Below are 21385 nucleotides of genomic sequence, written 5' to 3'. Positions count from 1 at the left end.
GGGGACGCCGCGCCCCTGACCGTACGCCGACGCTGATCGGGTGAACCAGGACGTACTCGATCTCGCGCGGCTGCAGTTCGCCCTCACGGCAGGCGGCCACTTCCTCTTCGTCGCCCTCACCCTGGGGCTCGCGACCGTCGTGGCCGTGCTCCAGACACGGGCCACGTTCAGCCGGAAGCCGCTGCACGCGCGCATGGTGCGGTTCTGGGGCCAGTTGTACGTGATCAATTACGCGGTCGGCATCGTCACCGGTCTGGTGATGGAGTTCCAGTTCGGCATGGCCTGGAGCGGGCTCACCCACGAGGCGGGCAACATCCTCGGGGCCTCGCTCGCCGTCGAGACGATCGTGGCGTTCTTCGTCGAGTCGACCTTCCTCGGCCTGTGGATCTTCGGCTGGAACCGGCTCAACCGCTGGGCCCACCTGGCCGCGATCTGGATCGTCGTCCTGACCGCCTACCTGTCGGCGTACTGGATCCTCGTCTCCAACGGCTTCCTCAACCACCCGGTGGGATACGGCTCCGAGAACGGCGAGCTCGTCCTCGCCGACCCGGTCGCGGTGCTGACCAACCCCTCCGCGCTGCTGGCCTTCGGGCACATCGTGGCGGGCGCGCTGCTCACGGCCGGCTTCTTCATGGCCGGGGTGAGCGCCTACCACCTCTTCCGGCGCAGCCCGGAGTGGGAGTTCTTCGGCCGAAGCCTGCGGATCGGGGTGTTCGTGTCGGCGCCCGCGCTGCTGGTGACCGCCGTCTTCGGCGGGGCGCAGTTCGCCGTTCTCGACGCCTTCCAGCCGATGAAGTCGGCCGTGTTCAGTGGGAAGACCGCGGAGATCGCGCGGGTCCAGGCGGAGATGACGGAGCGCTTCGGGCCCGGCGACTACGTGCCCTCGGAGGCGTGGACCCGGGGCGGCGCGCTGCTGATGCTGATCAGCTTCGCGCTGATGATGTACCTGTGCTTCGCCGGGGTGATCCTGGCCGCCTTCAAGAAGGTGGTCCTCCGGTTCCGGCTGTGGCATCTCGTCCTGATGGCGGCCGTCCCGCTGCCGTACATCGCGATGATCAGCGGCTGGGTCTTCCGTGAGTCCGGAAGGCAGCCCTGGGTGGTCTACGGACTGCTCAAGACGGAGGACGCGGTCTCGGGCCTCTCCCCCGGCATCATGCGCCTCTCCCTCACTGTCTTCACCACGGTCTTCGTCCTGCTCGCCGTCCTCAATGCCTGGCTCCTCACCCGCCACGCCCGTCGTGGCCCGGTCGACGCCGGCCTCGGCCACGACGAACGGCCCGCCGAGGGCGAGGGCGAGGGCGGGACACCCGACCCGGCCGACGCCCTCCCCGTCCCCCGTTACTGACCCGTCCGTTCCGCTCAGGAAAGCCCGAGGAGTCCCGTGGAGACCCTGGCCATCGCCCTGCTCGCCTTCTTCGCGACGGGCTGGTTCGTCCTCGCCGGGGCGGACATCGGTACCGGCATGCTCATGCCCTGGCTCGGCCGGAGCGACCGCGAGCGGCAGCTCGTCCTCGCCTCGTTCGCCCCCTTCTTCCTGGGAAACGAGGTCTGGCTCGTCGCCACCGTGGGCGTCCTCGTCGGCTGCTTCCCCACCCTCGAAGGGGAACTTCTGAGCGGCCAGTTCCCGGTCCTCGTGGCCCTGCTGACTGGTTGGATCGTCCGCGACGCGGGCCTCTGGTCACGCGGCCGCGGCCCCGGTCCGCGCTGGCGCGCGTCCTGCGACGCGGCCGTGACCTGCGGGAGCTGGACCGTCGCACTCTCCTGGGGATGGCTGTTCGCGGCCCTGCTCACCGGACGGCCGTACGCCCCCGCGACCGGCCCCACGGGCATCCTCACCGCGCTCGCCGTGGCCGCGCTGTTCGCCGCGCACGGGCTCGGTTTCACCACGCTCAGGCTCACGGGACTGCCGTACGAGCGGGCCCGCCGGCTCGTCGGGCGCGCCGGGCACCCCTGGCAGTCCTTCGCGCTCACCGCGGTCCTGATGGGCGGGCTGCCGCTCTGGGCGGGGACCGCGCTTCCGCTGGCCGAGCGGGCGGCCTCCCCCGTCACGCTCGGTCTGCTCGTGCCCACCCTGCTGGTCGTCACCCCGCTGCTCGTGGCCGTCCAGGCGTGGATCTGGCACACCTTCCGGCACCGGGTCACGGGGCCTTCGTACCTCTGAGCCGCAGGTTCAGGAGTCCTCGGGCCGGGACTGCCCGGGCGGGGACTCGTCCGACCGCGGGGACTCCTCCGACCGCGAGGACTCCTCCGACGGCGAGGACCCTCCCACCCGCGATGCCCCCTCCGCCCCCTCCGCCCCCTCCGCCCCCGGAGCCTCCTCCAGCGCGGCCTCCTTCTTGTGGTGCAGGGCCTTCTGCAGCCGCGCCACCACCGCCTCGCCGTACCGCCGGTGGCCGTGCACGCGCGGGTCGTCCGTCACGTCGTACCGCTTCACATAGGCACCGAGGAAGGCCTGGAGGGTGGCGACGGCCGGGATGGCGATCAGCGCGCCGACGGCGCCGAGCAGCGCCGTGCCCGCGATGACCGAGCCGAAGGCCACCGCCGGGTGGATGTCCACCGTCTTCGAGGTCAGCTTCGGCTGGAGCACGTAGTTCTCGAACTGCTGGTAGATCACGACGAAGCAGAGCACCCACAGCGCGTACCAGGGGTTCACGGTGAAGGCGATCAGCATCGGCAGCGCACCGGCCAGATAGGTGCCGATGGTCGGGATGAACTGCGAGACCAGACCGACCCACACCGCGAGCGCGGGCGCGTACGGCACGTCGAGGATCTCGAAGAGCACGAAGTGCGCGATGCCCGAGATGAGGGCCATGAGACCGCGCGAGTAGAGGTAGCCGCCGGTCTTGTCGACCGCGATCTCCCAGGCGCGCAGCACCTCGGTCTGCCGGGCGGGCGGCAGGACGGAGCAGAGCGCGCGCCGCAGCCGGGGCCCGTCGGCCGCGAAGTAGAACGAGAACAGGAAGATCGTCAGGAGCCGGAAGAGGCCACCGAGGACGGTGGCGGAGACGTCGAGAACACCGGACGCGCTGTTCTGGACGTACTTCTGCAGCCAGTCGGAGCTCAGGACGCTGTCCTGGACCTCGACCCGCGACAGGTCCGTGTGGAAGTTCTGGTTGATCCAGTTGATCAGCGAGTCGAGGTACTTGGGGAAGTTCTCGACCATGTCCACGATCTGGCCGGCGAGCATCGACCCCAGGAGGACGACGAAGCCGACGCCGAAGATCAGGACGGCGAAGAAGACGAGGAAGGTGGCGAGACCTCGGCGCATCCCGCGCGCCGCCATGCGCCCGACCGCCGGTTCGATGGCGAGGGCGAGGAAGAAGGCGAGCAGGATGTTGACGAGGAGGCCGACGAGCTGGTGGAAGGCCCAGTTGCCGAGGAGGAAGACGGCGTAGAGGGCGAGGGCCAGGACGAGCGCGCGGGGCAGCCACCGCGGCATCCGGGCCGCCTGGGCGGCGGACACGGGCGGCGGCTCGGCGCCGGCACCTCTGCCGCCGGCGGCAGCGATCGAACCGACTGATTCGACCGAATCGGCTGAATCACTCGAATCGGTTGAATCTGTCGATGCGGTCAGGTCGGTCGCGTCGGTTTCGTCAGTCGGAGCCACCCCGCCAGTCTCGCGCACCGCACGGACATTCCACCCCGGACCCCTCACATCCCCTTCGGTGCCCCGCCGTGAGCCCGCCGGTCACCGCACAGAGCCCCTCCGGTCACGGCATGGCAGCCCTCCGGTCACCGCACGGAGCGCCCACCGGTCACGCCTCCCGTCGACGACCGGTCACTGCTTGTCGGCCGGTACGTCGACGGCCGCGCAGACGGCCCGCCACACGTCCTTCGCCTCCCAGCCGGAGTCCAGCGCCTCGCGTACCGTCCGCCCTCCGAGCTCGGCCATCACATGGTCACGCGCGAAGGACTCGGCGTAGGACCCACCGAAGTGGTCCGCCATCCGCTCCCAGAAAATCGTCAACCGCATGACCCCAGTATCCCGCTCCCAAGAGTGCAGCCCGCTCCGTAGGCCTTGTCACCGCGACTTTCCGCCCTACGGTCGGAGCATGGCCGAAAAACCCCTCTCCTCCCCGCCCGAGACCCCCCTGGCCCGCGCCGAGCGTTTCGTCTGGCTGACGGCCCGTGTCCTCGAACAGCGCCGGTTCGCCTACCACTTCCTGCGCGGTGGCGCGGATCAGGTGGAGACGGCCCTCTCGGCGTACCTCGACGAGGACGGCGGCTACGGCCACGGGCTCGAACCCGATCTGCGCGGGCCGGTCAGCCAGCCCCTGCACACCGCGCACGCGTTGCGGGTCCTGGACTCCATCGGCCGCTGCGGCGGCCTGCGCGTGGAGCGGATCTGCCGCTACCTCACAGACGTGTCCACCCACGACGGCGCGCTCCCGGCGATCCACCCGTCACAGCGCGCGTACCCGTCCGCGCCGTTCGTCCCCGTCGTCGACTCGCCGCCGAGCGCGCTGCTCACGACCGGCCCGGTGGTCGGGGTGCTGCACCGCAACCAGGTCTGGCACGCGTGGCTGTTCCGGGCCACCGAGTTCTGCTGGTCGGCGGTGGAGTCGCTGGAGAAGTCCCACCCGTACGAGGTTCAGGCCGCCGTCGCCTTCCTGGACGGGGCCCCGGACCGCGCGCGTGCGGAGGCGGCCGCGGACCGGCTCGGTCGCATGGTCCGCGACCAGCGGCTCGCCGTCCTCGACCCGGACCGGGAGGAGGACTACCCGGTGGCGGACGGGTACGCGCCCGGGGAGCTGCACTTCCCGCACGACTACGCGCGCGTGCCGGACTCGCTGGCCACCCGCTGGTTCACCGAGGAGGAGATGAACCGTTCGCTCGACCGGCTCGCGGCCGAGCAGGAGGAGGACGGCGGATGGCCGATCCGCTGGCGCGCCTGGGCCCCCGGCTCGGGCCTGGAGTGGCGCCCGATCGTCACGGTCGAGGCCCTGCGCACCCTGCGCGCCCACGGCCGCCCTGTCGACTGACCGCAGGAGGCCGGGCGAGCGGCCCGCCGACCTGACCCGCAGGGACGCGAGCGGCGGCCCTGACGGGCGGGCCGGGCGAGGCCGCCCGCTCGGCGGCGGTCACCAGCCCAGGGCCCGTACCCCCGCCGTGACGGCGACGGCCGCCCCCACGACGACCAGGAACGGTGCCCGCAGGACGAGCGCGACGGCGGCCGCCGCGAGTCCGGCGGCGCGGGCGTCCAGGACGACGGCGCCGCCCGTGCTGAACGTCTGCTGCGCGGTGAGCGCGGCGAGCAGCGCCACGGGGAGCAGGGCGGCGAGCCGCTGGACGAGCGGGCGCTCCAGCGCTCCGGCGGGGACGAGCAGGCCGACCAGCTTCACCAGGTAGCACCCGGCGGCGGTCAGGGCGATCGCGATCCAGACGTTCATCGGGAGTCCTTCTCTCGTCCGGCGGGGCCCATCCGGCGGCCCTGGAACCAGAGCACCAGGGGCGCGGCGAGGGCCGCCGCGAGGACCGGGACCCCGGCGGGCAGGACGGGCAGCAGCCCGAGCCCGAGGAGCACGGCGATCCCGGCGGTGGCCCGCTCGGTCGCGGACTTCAGCATGGGGGCGAGCAGGGCGAGGAACACAGCGGGTCCGGCCGCGTCGAGCCCCCAGGCCGCGGTGTCGCCGATCGCCTCGGCGCCGAGCGCCCCGAGCAGGGTGGTGGCGTTCCACAGGACGTACAGCGTGAGTCCGGTGACGGTGAATCCGATCCGGGCGGCCCTGCGGGACGGCTGGGCGAGGGCGACGGCCGTGGTCTCGTCGATCACCCAGTGCGCGGCGAACGGCCTGACGGCCTTCGGCAGGGCGAGGAGCTGGGAGAGCCGCAGCCCGTAGAAGGCGTTGCGGGTGCCCAGGAAGAAGGCCCCGGCGGCGGCCGTGAACGGGTTGCCGCCCGCTGCGAGCGCTCCGACCAGGGCGAACTGCGAGGCGCCGGTGAAGACGAGCAGGCTGAGGACGCAGGTCTGGAGGACGCTGAGGCCGGAGCCCGCCGAGGTCACGCCGAAGGCGAAGCCGGAGAGCCCGACGGCGACGCCGACCCCGAGGGCGTCGCGGACGACGGCCGCGTCGGGTTTGGTCGGTGTGCCGTCGCGTATGACGGGAGGTGCTGTCTGTTCTGCCACGTCAGAGACGCTACGGCAGCCCCGGCGGCCCGGTCTTGTACGTTCTTGCGCGCTGGTACGCCCCCGGCGGCACTCCGACACTGCGGGTGAAGTGCCGGTTGAGGTGCGACTGGTCGGTGAAGCCCACGGCCGCGGCCGCCTCCGCCGGCGGCGTCCCCGTGTCGAGCAGCTGTCTGGCCCGCCGTACGCGCGCGTCGGTCAGCCAGGTGTGCGGCGGCATCCCGTACGTGTCCCGGAAGGCCCGCAGGAGGGCGAAGGGGCTGGTGCCGAGGTCGGTGGCGAGCCGTTCCAGGGTCGGCGGCTCGACCATCCGGTCCTCCAGGACGGCACGCGCGCGTGCGGCGTTCCGGGCGCCCGCCGAGCGGGGCGGGAGCGGGGTGACGATCCCGCCGTGGCTGCGCAGCATCCGGGCCGTGACGAGCCGCAGCAGGCTGTCGGCCGCGAGCGCGTTGCCCTCCTCGGCGGCCCGGTGGACGCCGACGACGAGCCGGGCGGCGTACGGATCGTCCACGACGGGCGAGGTGAAGCCGACCGAGCCGCGCAGGGCGAGGGTGTCGGCGGCGATGGAACGGACGATCTCCGCGTCGGGGTAGATCGTCCGGTACGTCCAGCCCTCGGGCACGCCCGCGTGTCCCGTGTGCGGGGTGTCGGGGTTCACGAGGGCGATCTGTCCGGGGCCCGCGTGGACGAGTTCGTCACGGTAGTGGAAGGCCTCGACGCCCTCGGTGATCGCGGCGAAGACGAAGGTCTCGTGGGTGTGCCGGGCGAAGGCCTTGTGGATGTAGTGGGCGTGCAGCAGGTCGACACCGGGCAGCTCGGAGTACTGCCAGTACCGTGCCCGCTCCCCACTCGCCATGCCTCCATTCTGCGACAGGGCCGACGGCGTCGCCGCGGCGCGTACGCACCTCCCGGGTCCGGATATCCCCAGGTCCGGGCGGTTGTCAGTGACGGGGTGCACGATGGGGGACATGGTCAGGTCCGCGCTCGACTCGTTCTCCCCCGCGACCCGCGGTTGGTTCACCGGGGCCTTCACCGCGCCCACGGCGGCGCAGGAGGGCGCCTGGAACGCCATCGGCGCGGGCTCCGACGTGCTCGTCGTCGCTCCGACCGGCTCGGGCAAGACCCTGGCCGCCTTCCTCGCCTCCCTGGACCGACTCGCCTCCGCACCCCCGCCGGCCGAGCCGAAGAAGCGCTGCCGCGTGCTGTACGTGTCGCCGCTCAAGGCCCTCGCCGTGGACGTCGAGCGGAACCTGCGCTCGCCGCTGACCGGAATCCGGCAGGAGTCGGTGCGGCTCGGGCTCCCCGAGCCGGACATCCGGGTCGGCATCCGGTCCGGCGACACCCCGCCGGCCGAGCGCCGGTCGCTCGCGACCCGGCCGCCGGACATCCTGATCACCACCCCCGAGTCGCTGTTCCTGATGCTGACCTCCGCCGCCCGCGAGGCCCTCGCGGGCGTGGAGACGGTCATCCTGGACGAGGTGCACGCGGTCGCGGGCACGAAGCGGGGCGCGCACCTGGCCCTGTCCCTGGAGCGGCTCGACGAGCTGCTGCCCCGCCCCGCCCGCCGGATCGGCCTGTCGGCCACGGTCCGCCCGGTGGACGAGGTGGCCCGCTATCTGTCGCCGGGGCGCGCCGTGGAGATCGTCCAGCCTCCGTCGGGGAAGGAGTTCGACCTCTCCGTCGTCGTCCCCGTCGAGGACATGGGCGAGCTGGGCGGGTCCCCCGCCTCCGAGGGCAAGGACGGCGGCGACAAGCCGTCGATCTGGCCGCACGTCGAGGAGCGGATCGCCGACCTCGTCCAGGCCCACCGCTCCACGATCGTCTTCGCCAACTCCCGCCGTCTCGCCGAGCGCCTGTGCAACCGGCTCAACGAGATCGCGTACGAGCGGGCGACCGGCGAACCCCTCCCCGACGGGGCTCCCCCGGCCGAGATCATGGCCCAGTCCGGCGCGGCCCAGGGCGCCCCGCCGCTGCTCGCCCGCGCCCACCACGGCTCGGTGTCGAAGGAGCAGCGGGCCCAGGTGGAGGAGGACCTGAAGGCGGGCCGGCTGCCCGCCGTGGTGGCCACCTCCAGCCTGGAGCTGGGCATCGACATGGGCGCGGTCGACCTCGTCGTGCAGGTCGAGTCGCCGCCCTCGGTGGCCTCCGGGCTCCAGCGCGTGGGCCGCGCCGGGCACCAGGTCGGCGCGGTGTCGACGGGCGTGGTCTTCCCCAAGTACCGGGGCGATCTGGTGCAGGCGGCCGTGGTCACCGAGCGGATGCGTTCGGGTGCGATCGAGTCCATGCGGATCCCCGCCAACCCCCTGGACGTGCTCGCCCAGCAGCTGGTCGCCATCGTCGCGCTCGACACCTGGCAGGTGGACGATCTCCTCGCCCTGGTGCGCCGTGCGGCGCCGTTCGCCTCCCTGCCCGAGTCGGCGTTCACGGGCGTGCTCGACATGCTCGCCGGACGCTACCCGTCGGACGCCTTCGCCGAGCTGCGCCCGCGCGTGGTCTGGGACCGCGTCGCCGGGACGGTCACGGGGCGGCCGGGCGCGCAGCGGCTGGCCGTCACCTCGGGCGGCACGATCCCCGACCGGGGCCTGTTCGGGGTGTTCCTCGTGGGCTCCGACCCCAAGAAGGGCGGGGGCAGGGTCGGCGAGCTGGACGAGGAGATGGTGTACGAGTCCCGGGTCGGCGACGTGTTCACACTCGGTACCACCTCCTGGCGGATCCAGGACATCACCCGGGACCGGGTGCTCGTCACCCCGGCGCCCGGTGTGCCGGGCAGGCTGCCGTTCTGGAAGGGCGACCAGCTGGGCCGGCCGCTCGAACTGGGCCGGGCGGTGGGCGCGTTCCTCCGCGAGGTCGGCGCCCTCACGGACGACGACGCACGGCTGCGGCTGCTCGCCGCCGGCCTGGACGCCTGGGCCGCCGAGAACGTCCTGGCGTACCTCAAGGAGCAGCGCGAGGCCTGCGGCCACGTGCCGGACGACCGGACGATCCTGGTCGAGCGTTTCCGGGACGAACTCGGGGACTGGCGGGTCGTCATCCACTCCCCGTTCGGTGCGCAGGTGCATGCCCCGTGGGCACTGGCGCTCGGCGCACGGCTCGCCGAGCGGTACGGCATGGACGCGCAGGTGATGCACGCGGACGACGGCATCGTGCTGCGCCTGCCGGACGCCGATCTGATGGGCCTGGACATGGGCCTGGACCTCCTCGACCACGAGCCGGTCGACCCCGGCCGACACCTCGACACGACGTACGACGCCGACAAGGCGCCCGTCGGCGCGGCCGACGCCCTCTTCGACAAGGGCGAGATCGGGCAGATCGTCACCGATCAGGTGGGCGGCTCCGCGCTGTTCGCGTCCCGCTTCCGCGAGTGCGCCGCGCGCGCCCTGCTGCTCCCCAAGCGCAACCCCGGCAAGCGCACCCCCCTCTGGCAGCAGCGGCAGCGCGCGGCCCAGCTCCTCCAGGTGGCGAGCGAGTTCGGCTCGTTCCCGATCGTCCTGGAGGCCGTCCGCGAGTGCCTCCAGGACGTCTTCGACCTCCCGGGGCTGACGGAACTGATGGGGGACATCGAGGCCCGCCGGGTCCGCCTGGTCGAGGTCACCACCCCCGAGCCGTCCCCCTTCGCCCGCTCGCTGCTCTTCGGCTACGTGGCGCAGTTCCTGTACGAGGGTGACTCCCCGCTCGCCGAGCGGCGGGCGGCCGCGCTCTCCCTGGACTCCAGGCTGCTGGCCGAGCTGCTCGGCCAGGCGGAGCTGCGCGAGCTCCTCGACGCGGACGTCCTGACCGAGCTGGAGCGGGAGCTCCAGTGGCTGACGGACGACCGGCGGATCAAGGACGTGGAGGGCGTCGCCGACCTGCTGCGGGTCCTCGGCCCGCTGACCGACGCCGAGCTGGCCGAGCGCGGCGCCGAGGCCGGCTGGGCGCCCGAGCTGGGCACCACGCGCCGCGCGATCCGGGTCCGGATCGGGGGCCGGGAGCACTGGGCGGCCATCGAGGACGCCGGCCGGCTCCGCGACGCCCTGGGCACGGCCCTGCCGGTGGGCGTGCCGGAGGCCTTCACCGAGCCGGTCAAGGACCCACTGGGAGACCTCCTCGCGCGGTACGCACGCACGCACGGCCCGTTCACCTCGTCCCAGGCCGCCACCCGCTTCGGCCTGGGCGCGGCCGTCACCGACGGCGCCCTCCAGCGGCTCGCCGCCTCGGGCCGGGTCGTCCAGGGCGAGTTCCACCCCTCCGGCATCGGCCAGGAGTGGTGCGACGCCACGATCCTGCGCCGGCTGCGCCGCCGCTCCCTCGCGGCTCTGCGCCACGAGCTGGAGCCGGTGCCCCCGGCGGCCCTGGCCACCTTCCTGCCGCAGTGGCAGCACCTGGGAAGCAACAGCCTGCGCGGACTCGACGGCCTCGCCCGCGCGATCGAGCAGCTCCAGGGCGCGCCCGTGCCCGCCTCCGCCCTGGAGAAGCTGATCCTGCCGTCCCGGGTCCGGGACTACTCCCCGGCACTCCTCGACGAGCTGACGACCACCGGCGAAGTGGTCTGGGCGGGAGCCGGGGCGCTGCCCGGCAAGGACGGCTGGGTCTCGCTGTACCTGGCGGACGCGGCGCCCCTGCTCCTCCCGCCGCCGCACCCGCTGGAGCTGTCCGCGCTGCACGAGTCGGTGCTCACGACCCTCTCCGGCGGATACGGTCTGTTCTTCCGGCAGATCGCCGACCAGATCCGGGCGACCACCCACCCGGACGCCACCGACCCGCAGCTCGCCGACGCCCTCTGGGACCTGGCGTGGTCCGGTCGCCTGACCAACGACACCCTGGCCCCGCTGCGCTCGCTCCTCGGCTCGGGCCGCACGGCCGGGTCCACCGCCCACCGCGCGCGCCGCACGGTCCCGCGCGGCCGGTACGGCACCCTGACCGCGGCCGCCCGCCCCGCCACCCGCACGGGCCCGCCCACGGTCTCGGGCCGCTGGTCACTGCTGCCCCCACCGGAACCGGAGCCGACCCACCGGGCGCACGCCCTCGCCCGCACCCTCCTGGACCGACACGGCGTCGTCACCCGGGGCGCGGTGGCCGCCGAGGGCGTGGAGGGCGGTTTCTCGGCCACGTACCGGATCCTGGCCGCCTTCGAGGACAGCGGACAGGCCCGGCGCGGCTACGTGGTGGAGGGCCTCGGCGCGGCACAGTTCGCGATGGACGGGGCGGTGGACCGCCTCCGGGCCGCCGCGACCGCCCGCGACCGCGGCACGGAGGCGGCGGCCGGCCCGCGCGCGCTGGTCCTCGCGGCGGCGGACCCGGCGAACGCATACGGGGCGGCCCTGTCCTGGCCCGAGCCGCCGACCGGTGCCGGGCACAAGCCGGGACGCAAGGCGGGCGCCCTGGTGGTCCTGGTCGACGGCGAGCTCACGCTCTACATGGAGCGCGGCGGCAAGACACTCCTGTCCTGGCCGACGGACCCCGACGACCCGGCGCTGAAGGCAGCGGCGGAAGCCCTGGCCGCATCGGCGAAGGCGGGCACCCTGGGCACCGTGACGGTGGAACGAATCAACGGCTCCACATCCCTGACCTCCCCCCTGGCCGGCCCCCTGGAGAAAGCAGGCTTCCTGGCCACTCCGAGGGGCCTCCGCCTCCGCGCGTAAGACCCGCGTCGGACCCGCGCAGGACCCCCATCCCACCCCACCCTCCACAATGGAACCGTGCCCGAAGGAGACACCATCTGGCAGGCCGCCCACCGCCTGCACTCCGCACTCGCCGGCCGGGTCCTGACCCGCTCGGACCTCCGGGTGCCCCGATTCGCCACCTCCGACCTCACCGGCCGCACCCTCCTCGACGTCACCCCCCGGGGCAAGCACCTCCTCGCCCGCATCGAGGGCGGCCTCACCCTCCACTCGCATCTGCGGATGGACGGCGCCTGGCGGGTGTACGCCACCGGGGAGCGCCCCCGCGGCGGCCCCGACCACCAGATCCGCGCGATCCTCGGAAACACGGAGTCCACCGCGTACGGCTACCGGCTCCCGGTCCTGGAGCTCATCCGGACCACGGACGAGGGCGACGCGGTGGGTCACCTGGGCCCGGACCTGCTGGGCCCCGACTGGGACGCCGAGGAGGCCGCCCGTCGGCTGACTTCGGACGCCGCCCGACCGCTCGGCGAGGCCCTGCTCGACCAGCGGAACCTGGCCGGCATCGGCAACGTGTACAAGTCGGAGCTGGCCTTTCTGGCCGGGGTCACGCCCTGGCTTCCGGTCGGCGACCTCGGCCCCGACGTCCCCGCCCGCCTGGTGGCGACCGCCCACCGCCTCCTGGACGCGAACAAGGACCGCCCCGACCGCCGCACCACCACCACCACCCGCCGCCCCGGCACCCCGCTCCACGTCTACGGCCGCGCCGGGCACCCCTGCCTCCGTTGCGGCGCCCCGATCCGCAAGGCGGAACTCGGCGACCGGGTCACGTACTGGTGCCCGGGCTGCCAGCGCGGTCCTGCGATCGAGAACGAGAACACGAACAAGACCGTCCCCCATAATTGACGATCCGTCAGATCCGGTCGTACGGTCCGACCATGACGGACATGGCGAACACCACGCGCATGGCGAGCACGACGAGCACGACGAAGAACGCGAGCACAACACCCCTCCCCGCATACGACCTGACCCATCGCACCGCATTCGTCACCGGCGCCGCCAGCGGCATCGGCCGCGCGACCGCCGTCCTCCTCGCCCAGGCCGGCGCCACCGTGCACTGCGCGGACCGCGACGAGCCCGGCCTCAAGGAGACGGTGGCCCTCATCGCCCGCGCGGGAGGGGCGGCGCACGCGCACCCCCTGGACGTCACCGACCGACCCGCCCTCGCCGCCGCCGTCCGCGCGGCCGGCCCCCTCCACGTCATGGCGGCCGTCGCCGGGATCATGCACACGAGCTCGGTCCTGGAGACCCGCGACGAGGACCTCGACCGCGTCCTCGCCATCAATTTCAAGGGCGTGCTCCACGCCTGCCAGGAGGCGGCCCGCTCGATGATCGCGGCCGGCGTCCCCGGCTCGATCGTCACGATGGCCTCGGGCGCGATGGACACCGCGAGCCCCGGGCTGCTCTGCTACAGCGTCACCAAGGCGGCCGTGGTCCAGCTGACGAAGACGCTGGCGACGGAGGCCGGCCGGCACGGTATCCGGGTCAACGCGGTCGCGCCGGGGTGGATCCGCACCCCCATGACGGACCGCCACGAGCCGGCCGCCCAAGAACAGGCGGAGGCCGCGATGATCCGCCACTCGCCGCTGGGCCGGGTCGGGGAGCCCGAGGACATCGCGCACGCCGTCCTGTATCTCGCGTCCGACGCCTCCGCGTTCACGACAGGCCAGATCCTGCGCCCCAACGGCGGCGTCGCGATGCCCTGGTGACCCGCCGGGCGAGCGCCCCCGGCCGCCCCGACGAGGCGGCCACGTGCACCGGCAGCAGGCTCAGCCCCCAGCCGCCCGCGGCCACCGCTCCCTCGACCGGTCCGGCCTCCCCCGGCGCGAGGAGCAGGCGCAGCACCGCCCACCACCAGAGCCCCCCGGCCACCAGCCCGATCGCGACCAGCGCGAGCGTCGCCGGCGGCATCCGTCGCCGTACCATGGTCGCCTCCTGCCGTCGACGCTAGACCGGCAGGATCACCCTGCGGGAGGGCGCACCGGAGGCAAACCCGGCGCACACGGCCCAGTCGTACGTCCCCCCACCATGGCACGAGGCACCGGAACCCGGCATCTCAGACAGTTCACACCAAGCACGGCACCCCCCTCCGCCCCCACCACAGCGCCCCCGCCCCGCCCGCCCCACACAAAGAGAAAAGCCCCGGCCGGCGCCCCAAGGGGACACCGACCGAGGCTTGACCCCGCTTCGGGCTTGACCAGGCTTCGGTTCAAGCAGTGACGACTCAGGCGGCGACGACGTCCACCGCTTCCGCGGGCGCCTTGATGGTCACCCGCCCGGTGGACACACCTGCCACCGACGTCACCGAAACCGAATTGAGCCTCGGGCGTACCGGCGTCGGCACCGGTTCGCTCGCCGCTGCCGACTCGGCCAGTTCGGCCAGTGACAGCTCGTCGCTCACTTCACGCATGAGCTCGGACATCCGTACGTCCAGCGCGTCGCAGATCGCGGAGAGCAGCTCGGAGGAAGCCTCCTTCTGCCCCCGCTCCACCTCGGAGAGATAGCCGAGCGAGACTCGGGCGGACGAGGAGACTTCGCGCAGAGTACGGCCTTGGCGCTGGCGCTGCCGACGCAGCACGTCACCCAACAGGCGACGGAGCAGAATCATCGGTGGCTCCCTCCTCGGACCGCGTAGCCGCATCCTTCACGCCCCACCGTACCGCCTCGCGCTGCGGCCGTGCGGGGAGCGATGTCGTGTTCACTCAGGGCTGCAAACATCAATTCCCCCCGTTGTGTTCCGTATCCTGTGCCCGCGCATTTCCCGAGAGTTCCTCATGGAGCAGTTCCAGCACGCTCCGTACGCTCTCTCTACGGATGTCCGCCCGGTCGCCGTTCAACCTCAACGAGACCACTTTCCCGGCGCGGGCGCCGGTCGCGGCAGGCCCCGCGACCGCCACGTAGACGGTTCCGACCGGCTGTCCGTCCTGCGGTTCGGGCCCCGCGACCCCGGTCGTCGAGATCCCCCAGTCGGCGCCGAGCCGGGCCCGTACACCGGCCGCCATCTGCAGAGCGACCTCGGGATCCACCGCCCCGCGCTCCGCGAGCAGGGCCGCGTCGACACCGAGCAGCTCCCGCTTGACGGCCGTGGCGTAGGCCGTGACGGACCCCCGGAAGGAGGCCGAGGCCCCGGGCACCGCGGTGAGCTCGGCGGCCACCAGTCCACCCGTGAGCGACTCCGCCGCGGCCAGCGTGTGACCACGCTCCGCGAGCAGCGTCAGCACCCGGGCGGCCCCGTTCATCGCGTCGCCGCCTCCGACCGCGCGGCCGCCCGCTCTGCGGCGAGGCCCTTGCGACGCAGCACGACCGCCTGGCGTACGTAGTCCAGACCGGTGACGACCGTCAGCACGACGGCCACCGCCATCACCCAGAAGCGCAGGGTGGCCAGTGGTCCGGTGAGCATCAGCACGTACATGCCGACCGCCGTGCCCTGGGCGAGCGTCTTCATCTTGCCGCCGCGGCTGGCCGGGATGACCCCGTGGCGGATCACCCAGAACCGCATCAGGGTGATCCCCAGCTCGCGGGCCAGGATGACGCCGGTCACCCACCAGGGCAGGTCTCCGAGCGAGGACAGCGAGATGAGTCCGGCCGCCATGATCGCCTTGTCGGCGATCGGGTCGGCGATCTTCCCGAAGTCCGTGACCAGGTTGTACGCACGGGCGAGGTGCCCGTCGAAGACGTCCGTGATCATGGCGACGGCGAACGCCGCCCAGGCCCAGGCCCGCCATGCAGGGTCGTGACCGCCGTCCTGGAAGAGGAGCAGCACGAAGGCCGGCACGAGCACGAGCCGGATCATGGTCAGGATGTTGGCGATGTTCCACAGGCTGGCCTGGTTGACGGCCGCCGTGCCCAGCTTGCCGCGGGGCGCCGGCCTACCGGTCCCGCCCGTCGCGGATGCCGGGACTCCGGTCATCTGCCTGCCTCCTCGAAAAGACACTCGGCCACCAGGTCGACGCCCTCCGTGCCGACGACCTTGGCCATGACCATACGGCCCGGAGCCAGGTCGGGGCTCGTACCGCCGGCCGTGGTGAGGACCACCTGGCCGTCGGTCTCGGGCGCCTGGTGGGCGCCGCGGCCGATCACACCGTCCTCGTCGTCCACGGACTCGACCAGTACTTCAAGGGTCTCTCCGATCCGCTCCTCCGCGCGCTGCGCGGTGAGCTCCTCGGCGAGCCGGGAGAGGTGGGCGAGGCGGGCATCGACGACGTCCTGGTCGAGCTTGTGCTCGTACGTGGCGGCCTCGGTGCCGTCCTCGTCGGAGTAGCCGAAGACGCCGATGGCGTCGAGCCGCGCGTGGGTGATGAAGCGTTCCAGCTCGGCGAAGTCGGCCTCGGTCTCGCCGGGGAAGCCGACGATGAAGTTGGAGCGGGCACCGGCCGTCGGGGCCTTGGTCCGGATGGTCTCCAGAAGCTCCAGGAAGCGGTCGGTGTCGCCGAAGCGGCGCATGGCCCGCAGCACGTCGGGGGCGCTGTGCTGGAAGGACAGGTCGAAGTACGGCACGACCTTCTCGGTCGACGTGAGGACGTCGATCAGGCCGGGGCGCATCTCGGCGGGCTGGAGGTAGCTGACGCGGACGCGCTCGATGCCGTCGACCGAGGCGAGCTCGGGAAGCAGGCTCTCCAGGAGCCGGATGTCGCCGAGGTCCTTGCCGTACGAGGTGTTGTTCTCGGAGACCAGCATGATCTCCTTCACGCCCTGCTCGGCGAGCCAGCGCGTCTCGTTCAGCACGTCCGAGGGACGGCGCGAGACGAAGGAGCCGCGGAAGGAGGGGATGGCGCAGAAGGAGCAGCGGCGGTCGCAGCCGGAGGCCAGCTTCACGGAGGCGACGGGGCTGGTGTCCAGACGCCGGCGGAGCGGCGCGCGCGGCCCGGAGGCGGGCGCGAGACCGTCCGGCAGGTCGCTCGGCACGCCCTCGGGAGCGGCGGCGGGGGCCTCCACGACGCCGTGGCCGGGGAGGGCCACCGCGGCGGCGGCCTCCTGGCGCTCCACGGGCGAGAGCGGCAGCAGCTTGCGCCGGTCACGCGGGGTGTGGGCCTCGACACTGCCACCGCTGAGGATGGTCTGGAGGCGGTTGGAGATGTCGGAGTAGTCGTCGAAGCCGAGGACTCCGTCGGCCTCCGGGAGGGCCTCGGCAAGTTCCTTGCCGTACCGCTCGGCCATACAGCCGACGGCGACCACGGCCTGGGTGCGGCCGTGGTCCTTCAGATCATTGGCTTCGAGGAGGGCGTCGACGGAGTCCTTCTTGGCGGCCTCGACGAATCCACAGGTGTTGACGACGGCGACATCCGCGTCCTCGGCGTTCTCGACGAGCTCCCAGCCGTCCGCTGCCAAGCGGCCTGCGAGCTCCTCCGAGTCCACCTCGTTACGGGCGCAGCCAAGAGTGACAAGGGCGACGGTACGGCGTTCGGGCATGGACTCAAGACTACTTCGTCCCGGCCGTTCCCCCGTCGCGCAGGGTTCACCTGCGCGACAGAGGTCACATCACGAGCCGTGGCCCGGGCTGTACCGCGGGGCTCAGCCGGCCTCGGGGTCGCCCTTGGTGTACGTCAGTCGCTCGACCTGGCCGGATTCGAACTTGTCGTCGATCTTCTTGCCGTTCACGTGGAGCTCGATCGCTCCGGCGTTGCCGAGGACCAGGTCGATGCGCTCGTCGTCCTGGAAGGTCTTGGACTCGCCGTCCAGGAGCAGCCCGTCGAAGAGGATCTTGCCGTTGGCGTCCTTGGCCGAGATCCAGCTCTTGCCGTCGGTGGCGGTCATCTTCACCGTCACCTTGTCCTGCGGGACCGCGGCGATCGCGCTCTCGGTGGGCTTCGGCGGCGCGGGCTTGACCGGCTTCGGCTTGCCGGCGGACGTGGCCTTCTCCGGCGCGGGCGCCGGGCCGCCGTCGGCGGCGGTGGTGCCCTTCGGCGCCTCGTTGCCGTTGAACATCGTGAAGCCGACGAAGCCGACGACGGCGACGATGGCCGCGACCATCGCGGCGGTCCAGTTGGGCCGACGCGGCTCGGGGCGGATGCGTTCCGCCTCGAACAGCGGGGCGGCGGGGGTGGGCGCGGGACGACCACCGTGTTCGGCGTCGTACTGCTCGATCAGCGGAGCCGGATCGAGGCCGACGGCACGCGCGAGCGTGCGGATGTGGCCGCGGGCGTAGACATCGCCGCCGCAGCGCGAGAAGTCGTCCTCCTCGATCGCGTGCACGATCGGAATCCGGACACGGGTGGAGGCACTGACCTCTTCGACGGTGAGACCGGCGGCGATGCGGGTCTGCTGGAGAGCGCGACCGATCGAGTCCCGGTCGTCTGCCGGGAAGATCCGGTCGTCTTCGGGGGAGTTGCCGATGGACACGAGAGCGCCTTTCGAGCGTGTAGCCACCTGCTGGACGTTCAGTCTATGGGTGGTACGAAAGGGTGGGGCAACCGGGCGGGTGCTGTTTGTACGCCATGAGGCTGGGACATCCTTCTGTCCCTCCGCTCAACTTGACGTACGGCCAGGGGAAACGGTTGCCCTCCGTTCCCTTACGAGTGAGTCTCGACCCGGTCTCGATCGCGTACCCCGCTCCCGGCCGCCTACTCCGACCGTGCACCCGACGACTTCCGCCGCACGTCCCGTCGCACGTCCCTGCCGCACCTCCCTGCCGCACGTCCCGCCACAAGCCGGTCGTCCCCTACGCCCCCGACTCCCCCCGGATCACGGCCAGCACCCCGTCCAGCTCGTCGGGCTTGACCAGCACGTCCCGCGCCTTCGAGCCCTCGCTCGGCCCGACGATGTTCCGCGACTCCATCAGGTCCATCAGCCGCCCGGCCTTCGCGAAGCCGACGCGCAGCTTCCGCTGGAGCATCGACGTGGAGCCGAACTGCGTGGAGACGACCAGTTCGGCGGCCTGGCACAGCAGATCGAGGTCGTCGCCGATGTCCTCGTCGATCTCCTTCTTCTGCCGGGTCCCGACGGTGACGTCCTCCCGGAAGACCGGGGTCATCTGGTCCTTGCAGTGCTGCACGACGGCCGCGACCTCGTGCTCGGTGACGAAGGCACCCTGCATGCGGACGGGCTTGTTGGCACCCATCGGCAGGAACAGTCCGTCACCCTTTCCGATGAGCTTCTCGGCGCCCGGCTGGTCGAGGATGACCCGGCTGTCGGCGAGCGAGGAGGTCGCGAAGGCGAGCCGGGACGGCACGTTGGCCTTGATGAGGCCGGTGACGACGTCCACGGACGGCCGCTGGGTGGCGAGCACGAGGTGGATGCCGGCGGCGCGCGCGAGCTGGGTGATGCGCACGATCGAGTCCTCGACGTCCCGGGGCGCCACCATCATCAGGTCGGCGAGCTCGTCGACGATGACGAGCAGGTACGGGTACGGGTTGAGCTCCCGCTCGCTGCCCTCGGGCAGCTTGATCTTGCCGTCCCGGATCGCCTGGTTGAAGTCGTCGATGTGCCGGTAGCCGAAGGCGGCCAGGTCGTCGTAGCGGAGGTCCATCTCCTTCACCACCCACTGGAGGGCCTCGGCGGCCCGCTTGGGGTTGGTGATGATCGGGGTGATCAGGTGCGGGATGCCCTCGTACGCGGTGAGCTCGACCCGCTTGGGGTCGACGAGGACCATCCGGACGTCCTCGGGGGTCGCTCTTATCATGATCGAGGTGATCAGGCAGTTGATGCACGAGGACTTTCCGGAGCCGGTGGCCCCGGCGACCAGGACGTGCGGCATCTTCGCCAGGTTGGCCATCTCGTAGCCGCCCTCGACGTTCTTGCCGAGCGCCACCAGCATCGGATGGTCGTCCTCGGCCGCGGCGGCGAGCCGCAGGACGTCGCCGAGGTTGACCATCTCCCGGTCACTGTTCGGGATCTCGATGCCGACCGCGGACTTGCCGGGGATCGGCGAGATGATCCGTACGTCCGGGGACGCCACGGCGTAGGCGATGTTCTTGGTCAGGGCCGTGATCTTCTCGACCTTCACGGCGGGGCCGAGCTCGACCTCGTACCGCGTGACCGTCGGTCCCCGGGTGAAGCCGGTGACGGCCGCGTCGACCTTGAACTCGGTGAACACGTTGGAGAGCGAGTCCACCACGGCGTCGTTGGCTGCGCTGCGCGTCTTGCCCGGCCCGCCCCGCTCCAGGAGGTCGAGCGAGGGCAGGGAGTACGTGATGTCGCCGGACAGTTGGAGCTGCTCGGCCCGGGGCGGCAGATCGGTCGGCTCGGGCGCCGCCTTGGTCAGATCCGGTACGCCTCCGCCGGGCCGCTGGCCCCCGCCACGGGCCGGCGGTACGGGAGCGGCCGGAGCCCCCGTTCCGGCGGCCTCGGCGGCAGTCTTCGCGGCGGCGTCCACGGCGGCCTTGCGGTCGGCGGTGACGTCCCTGGTGAGGTCGGCGACGATCGGGGAGGGCGGCATGCCGTTGAGCACCGCGCCGTCGAGCGCGGCGGCCGCGGCCGCGGCGACGTCCACCGGGTCCAGACCGTGGTCGAAGGCGGGCTCCGCGGAAGGGCGGCGCGCCAGACGGTTGCGCCTTTCGAGCATCTCGGCCTCGGCACGGTCCACGTCGTACGGATCCGCCGGGCCGGTGCCTCGGCGCCGTACGGGCCGTGCAGTCCGGGGCTGTGGCCGGGCCGGCCGCCACTCCTCGTCGTACCCCTCGTACTCCCCGGCGGGGACCCCGTCGGCCTCGGCCTCCGCAGGATCGTAGGCGGGTTCGACGATGCCGAGCCTGGCGCCGAGGGCGCGCAGCCGCTGCGGGATCGCGTTGACCGGGGTGGCGGTGACGACGAGCAGCCCGAAGATCGTGAGCAGCACCAGCATCGGGACGGCGAGGACCTCGCCCATCATGAAGACGAGCGGCTGGGACGCGGCCCAGCCGACGAGGCCGCCCGCGTCCTGCATGGCCGTACTGCCGTCGCCGCGGCCCGGTGAGCCGCACGCGATGTGCACCTGGCCGAGGACGCCGATGACGAGGGCGGAGAGGCCGATGACGATGCGGCCGTTGGCCTCGGGCTTCTCCGGGTAGAGGATCAGCCGGACGCCGATCCCGGCGAGCAGCAGGGGCACCAGCAGATCGAGCCGCCCGAAGGAGCCGGTGACGAGCATCTCGACGAGGTCGCCGACGGGTCCCCGGAGGTTGGACCAGGTGCCCGCGGCGACGATGAGCGCGAGGCCGAGCAGAAGGAGCGCGAGCCCGTCCTTGCGGTGGGCCGGGTCGAGGCCCTTGGCGCCACGCCCTATCCCCCGGAACATCGCCCCCACGGCGTGCGCGAGGCCGAGCCAGGCGCCTCGCGCGAGCCGGTAGACGCCCCCGGTCGGGGACGGCGCCGGGCGGGGCGGGGCCTTCTTCGCCGCCGTCTTCCGCGCGGGCGCACGCTTGGCGGGCGCGGCCTTCTTGGCCGCAGCCTTCTTCGCGGGCGGCTTGGCGGGGGACTTCGCGGGTGCCGCTTTCTTCGCGGCGCCCGTCGTACGGCCGGCGCGCGGCTTTGCGGTGCCCGCCGTGCCCTGGGAACCCTTGCCGGACGTACGTGAAGCCATGATGCCGAGGTTACCGGTGTGGAGACCGGCTGTCCGCCTCACCCGTTCGTGTCGCCCGTGCCGGGGCACGGAGCTGACGCCGCATCGTGCGGGACGGTGGCCGCC

At 72.5% G+C, this 21385-nt stretch carries 18 protein-coding genes; 6 read left to right on the top strand and 12 right to left on the bottom strand.

Annotated features, from left to right (window positions below; genetic code table 11):
• Positions 1–40: 40 nt before the first annotated feature.
• Positions 41–1345, top strand: coding sequence for a cytochrome ubiquinol oxidase subunit I (locus OG462_RS31565; protein ID WP_406062791.1), 1305 nt, complete (start codon positions 41–43; stop codon positions 1343–1345).
• A gap of 36 nt (positions 1346–1381) precedes the next feature.
• The gene (locus OG462_RS31560) at positions 1382–2161 is read left to right on the top strand and encodes a cytochrome d ubiquinol oxidase subunit II (RefSeq protein ID WP_406062789.1); all 780 of its coding nucleotides are present in this window, start codon (positions 1382–1384) and stop codon (positions 2159–2161) included.
• A 9-nt stretch (positions 2162–2170) separates the two neighbouring features.
• On the opposite strand, the gene OG462_RS31555 is transcribed toward OG462_RS31560, so the two are convergent.
• Both OG462_RS31555 and OG462_RS31550 read right to left on the bottom strand, forming a co-directional pair.
• Positions 2171–3439, bottom strand: coding sequence for an AI-2E family transporter (locus tag OG462_RS31555; protein WP_406066805.1), 1269 nt, complete (start codon positions 3437–3439; stop codon positions 2171–2173).
• Positions 3440–3778: 339 nt separating this feature from the next.
• The gene (locus OG462_RS31550) at positions 3779–3973 is read right to left on the bottom strand and encodes a DUF3046 domain-containing protein (protein ID WP_406062788.1); all 195 of its coding nucleotides are present in this window, start codon (positions 3971–3973) and stop codon (positions 3779–3781) included.
• Positions 3974–4052: 79 nt separating this feature from the next.
• Between OG462_RS31550 and OG462_RS31545 the strand changes: the two genes are divergently transcribed.
• Positions 4053–4982, top strand: coding sequence for a hypothetical protein (locus tag OG462_RS31545; RefSeq protein WP_406062786.1), 930 nt, complete (start codon positions 4053–4055; stop codon positions 4980–4982).
• 99 nt (positions 4983–5081) lie between these two features.
• Here the strand turns inward: OG462_RS31545 and OG462_RS31540 are convergent, their stop codons facing one another.
• From OG462_RS31540 to OG462_RS31530, 3 genes are read right to left on the bottom strand one after another with little or no spacing between them, the layout of a single operon-like run.
• Positions 5082–5390: an AzlD domain-containing protein gene (locus OG462_RS31540; RefSeq protein ID WP_406062785.1), complete on the bottom strand. Its 309-nt coding sequence runs from the start codon at positions 5388–5390 to the stop codon at positions 5082–5084.
• Positions 5387–6127, bottom strand: coding sequence for an AzlC family ABC transporter permease (locus tag OG462_RS31535; RefSeq protein ID WP_406062783.1), 741 nt, complete (start codon positions 6125–6127; stop codon positions 5387–5389). Before OG462_RS31535 ends, OG462_RS31540 begins: the two co-directional genes overlap by 4 nt.
• Before the next feature lie 10 nt (positions 6128–6137).
• On the bottom strand, positions 6138–6983 hold the full coding sequence (locus tag OG462_RS31530; protein WP_406062781.1) for an AraC family transcriptional regulator: 846 nt from the start codon (positions 6981–6983) through the stop codon (positions 6138–6140).
• A 112-nt stretch (positions 6984–7095) separates the two neighbouring features.
• Here OG462_RS31530 and OG462_RS31525 point away from each other — a divergent pair, with 112 nt between their 5' ends.
• From OG462_RS31525 to OG462_RS31515, 3 genes are read left to right on the top strand one after another with little or no spacing between them, the layout of a single operon-like run.
• Positions 7096–11745 (top strand): DEAD/DEAH box helicase, encoded by a 4650-nt coding sequence (locus OG462_RS31525; protein ID WP_406062779.1) that lies wholly within the window; start codon positions 7096–7098, stop codon positions 11743–11745.
• Positions 11746–11802: 57 nt separating this feature from the next.
• Entirely contained in the window at positions 11803–12630 is an 828-nt protein-coding gene (locus OG462_RS31520; RefSeq protein ID WP_406062777.1) for a DNA-formamidopyrimidine glycosylase family protein, read from the top strand.
• A 41-nt stretch (positions 12631–12671) separates the two neighbouring features.
• Positions 12672–13493 (top strand): SDR family NAD(P)-dependent oxidoreductase, encoded by an 822-nt coding sequence (locus OG462_RS31515; protein WP_406066804.1) that lies wholly within the window; start codon positions 12672–12674, stop codon positions 13491–13493.
• Here the strand turns inward: OG462_RS31515 and OG462_RS31510 are convergent.
• From OG462_RS31510 to OG462_RS31480, 7 genes are all read right to left on the bottom strand, one after another.
• A complete protein-coding gene (locus tag OG462_RS31510; protein WP_406062775.1) occupies positions 13441–13710 on the bottom strand; it encodes a hypothetical protein in 270 nt (89 codons plus the stop codon). The genes OG462_RS31515 and OG462_RS31510 overlap by 53 nt on opposite strands.
• 298 nt (positions 13711–14008) lie before the next feature.
• Positions 14009–14392, bottom strand: coding sequence for a helix-turn-helix domain-containing protein (locus tag OG462_RS31505; protein ID WP_406062774.1), 384 nt, complete (start codon positions 14390–14392; stop codon positions 14009–14011).
• 109 nt (positions 14393–14501) lie between these two features.
• The gene (locus OG462_RS31500; protein ID WP_406062772.1) at positions 14502–15023 is read right to left on the bottom strand and encodes a CinA family protein; all 522 of its coding nucleotides are present in this window, start codon (positions 15021–15023) and stop codon (positions 14502–14504) included.
• The gene (pgsA, locus tag OG462_RS31495; RefSeq protein ID WP_229314511.1) at positions 15020–15694 is read right to left on the bottom strand and encodes a CDP-diacylglycerol--glycerol-3-phosphate 3-phosphatidyltransferase; all 675 of its coding nucleotides are present in this window, start codon (positions 15692–15694) and stop codon (positions 15020–15022) included. The genes OG462_RS31500 and pgsA overlap by 4 nt, the downstream gene beginning before the upstream one ends.
• On the bottom strand, positions 15691–17193 hold the full coding sequence (gene rimO, locus OG462_RS31490) for a 30S ribosomal protein S12 methylthiotransferase RimO (RefSeq protein ID WP_406062770.1): 1503 nt from the start codon (positions 17191–17193) through the stop codon (positions 15691–15693). Before rimO ends, pgsA begins: the two co-directional genes overlap by 4 nt.
• A gap of 102 nt (positions 17194–17295) precedes the next feature.
• The gene (locus tag OG462_RS31485) at positions 17296–18123 is read right to left on the bottom strand and encodes a helix-turn-helix domain-containing protein (protein ID WP_406062768.1); all 828 of its coding nucleotides are present in this window, start codon (positions 18121–18123) and stop codon (positions 17296–17298) included.
• A gap of 319 nt (positions 18124–18442) precedes the next feature.
• On the bottom strand, positions 18443–21280 hold the full coding sequence (locus OG462_RS31480; protein ID WP_406062766.1) for a DNA translocase FtsK: 2838 nt from the start codon (positions 21278–21280) through the stop codon (positions 18443–18445).
• Positions 21281–21385: the final 105 nt, after the last annotated feature.

Source organism: Streptomyces sp. NBC_01077 (assembly GCF_045162855.1).
In the GTDB taxonomy this organism is placed as follows: Bacteria; Actinomycetota; Actinomycetes; order Streptomycetales; family Streptomycetaceae; genus Streptomyces.
Note: the sequence above shows the minus strand (reverse complement) of the source record. Positions and strands in the feature narration are given on the sequence as shown.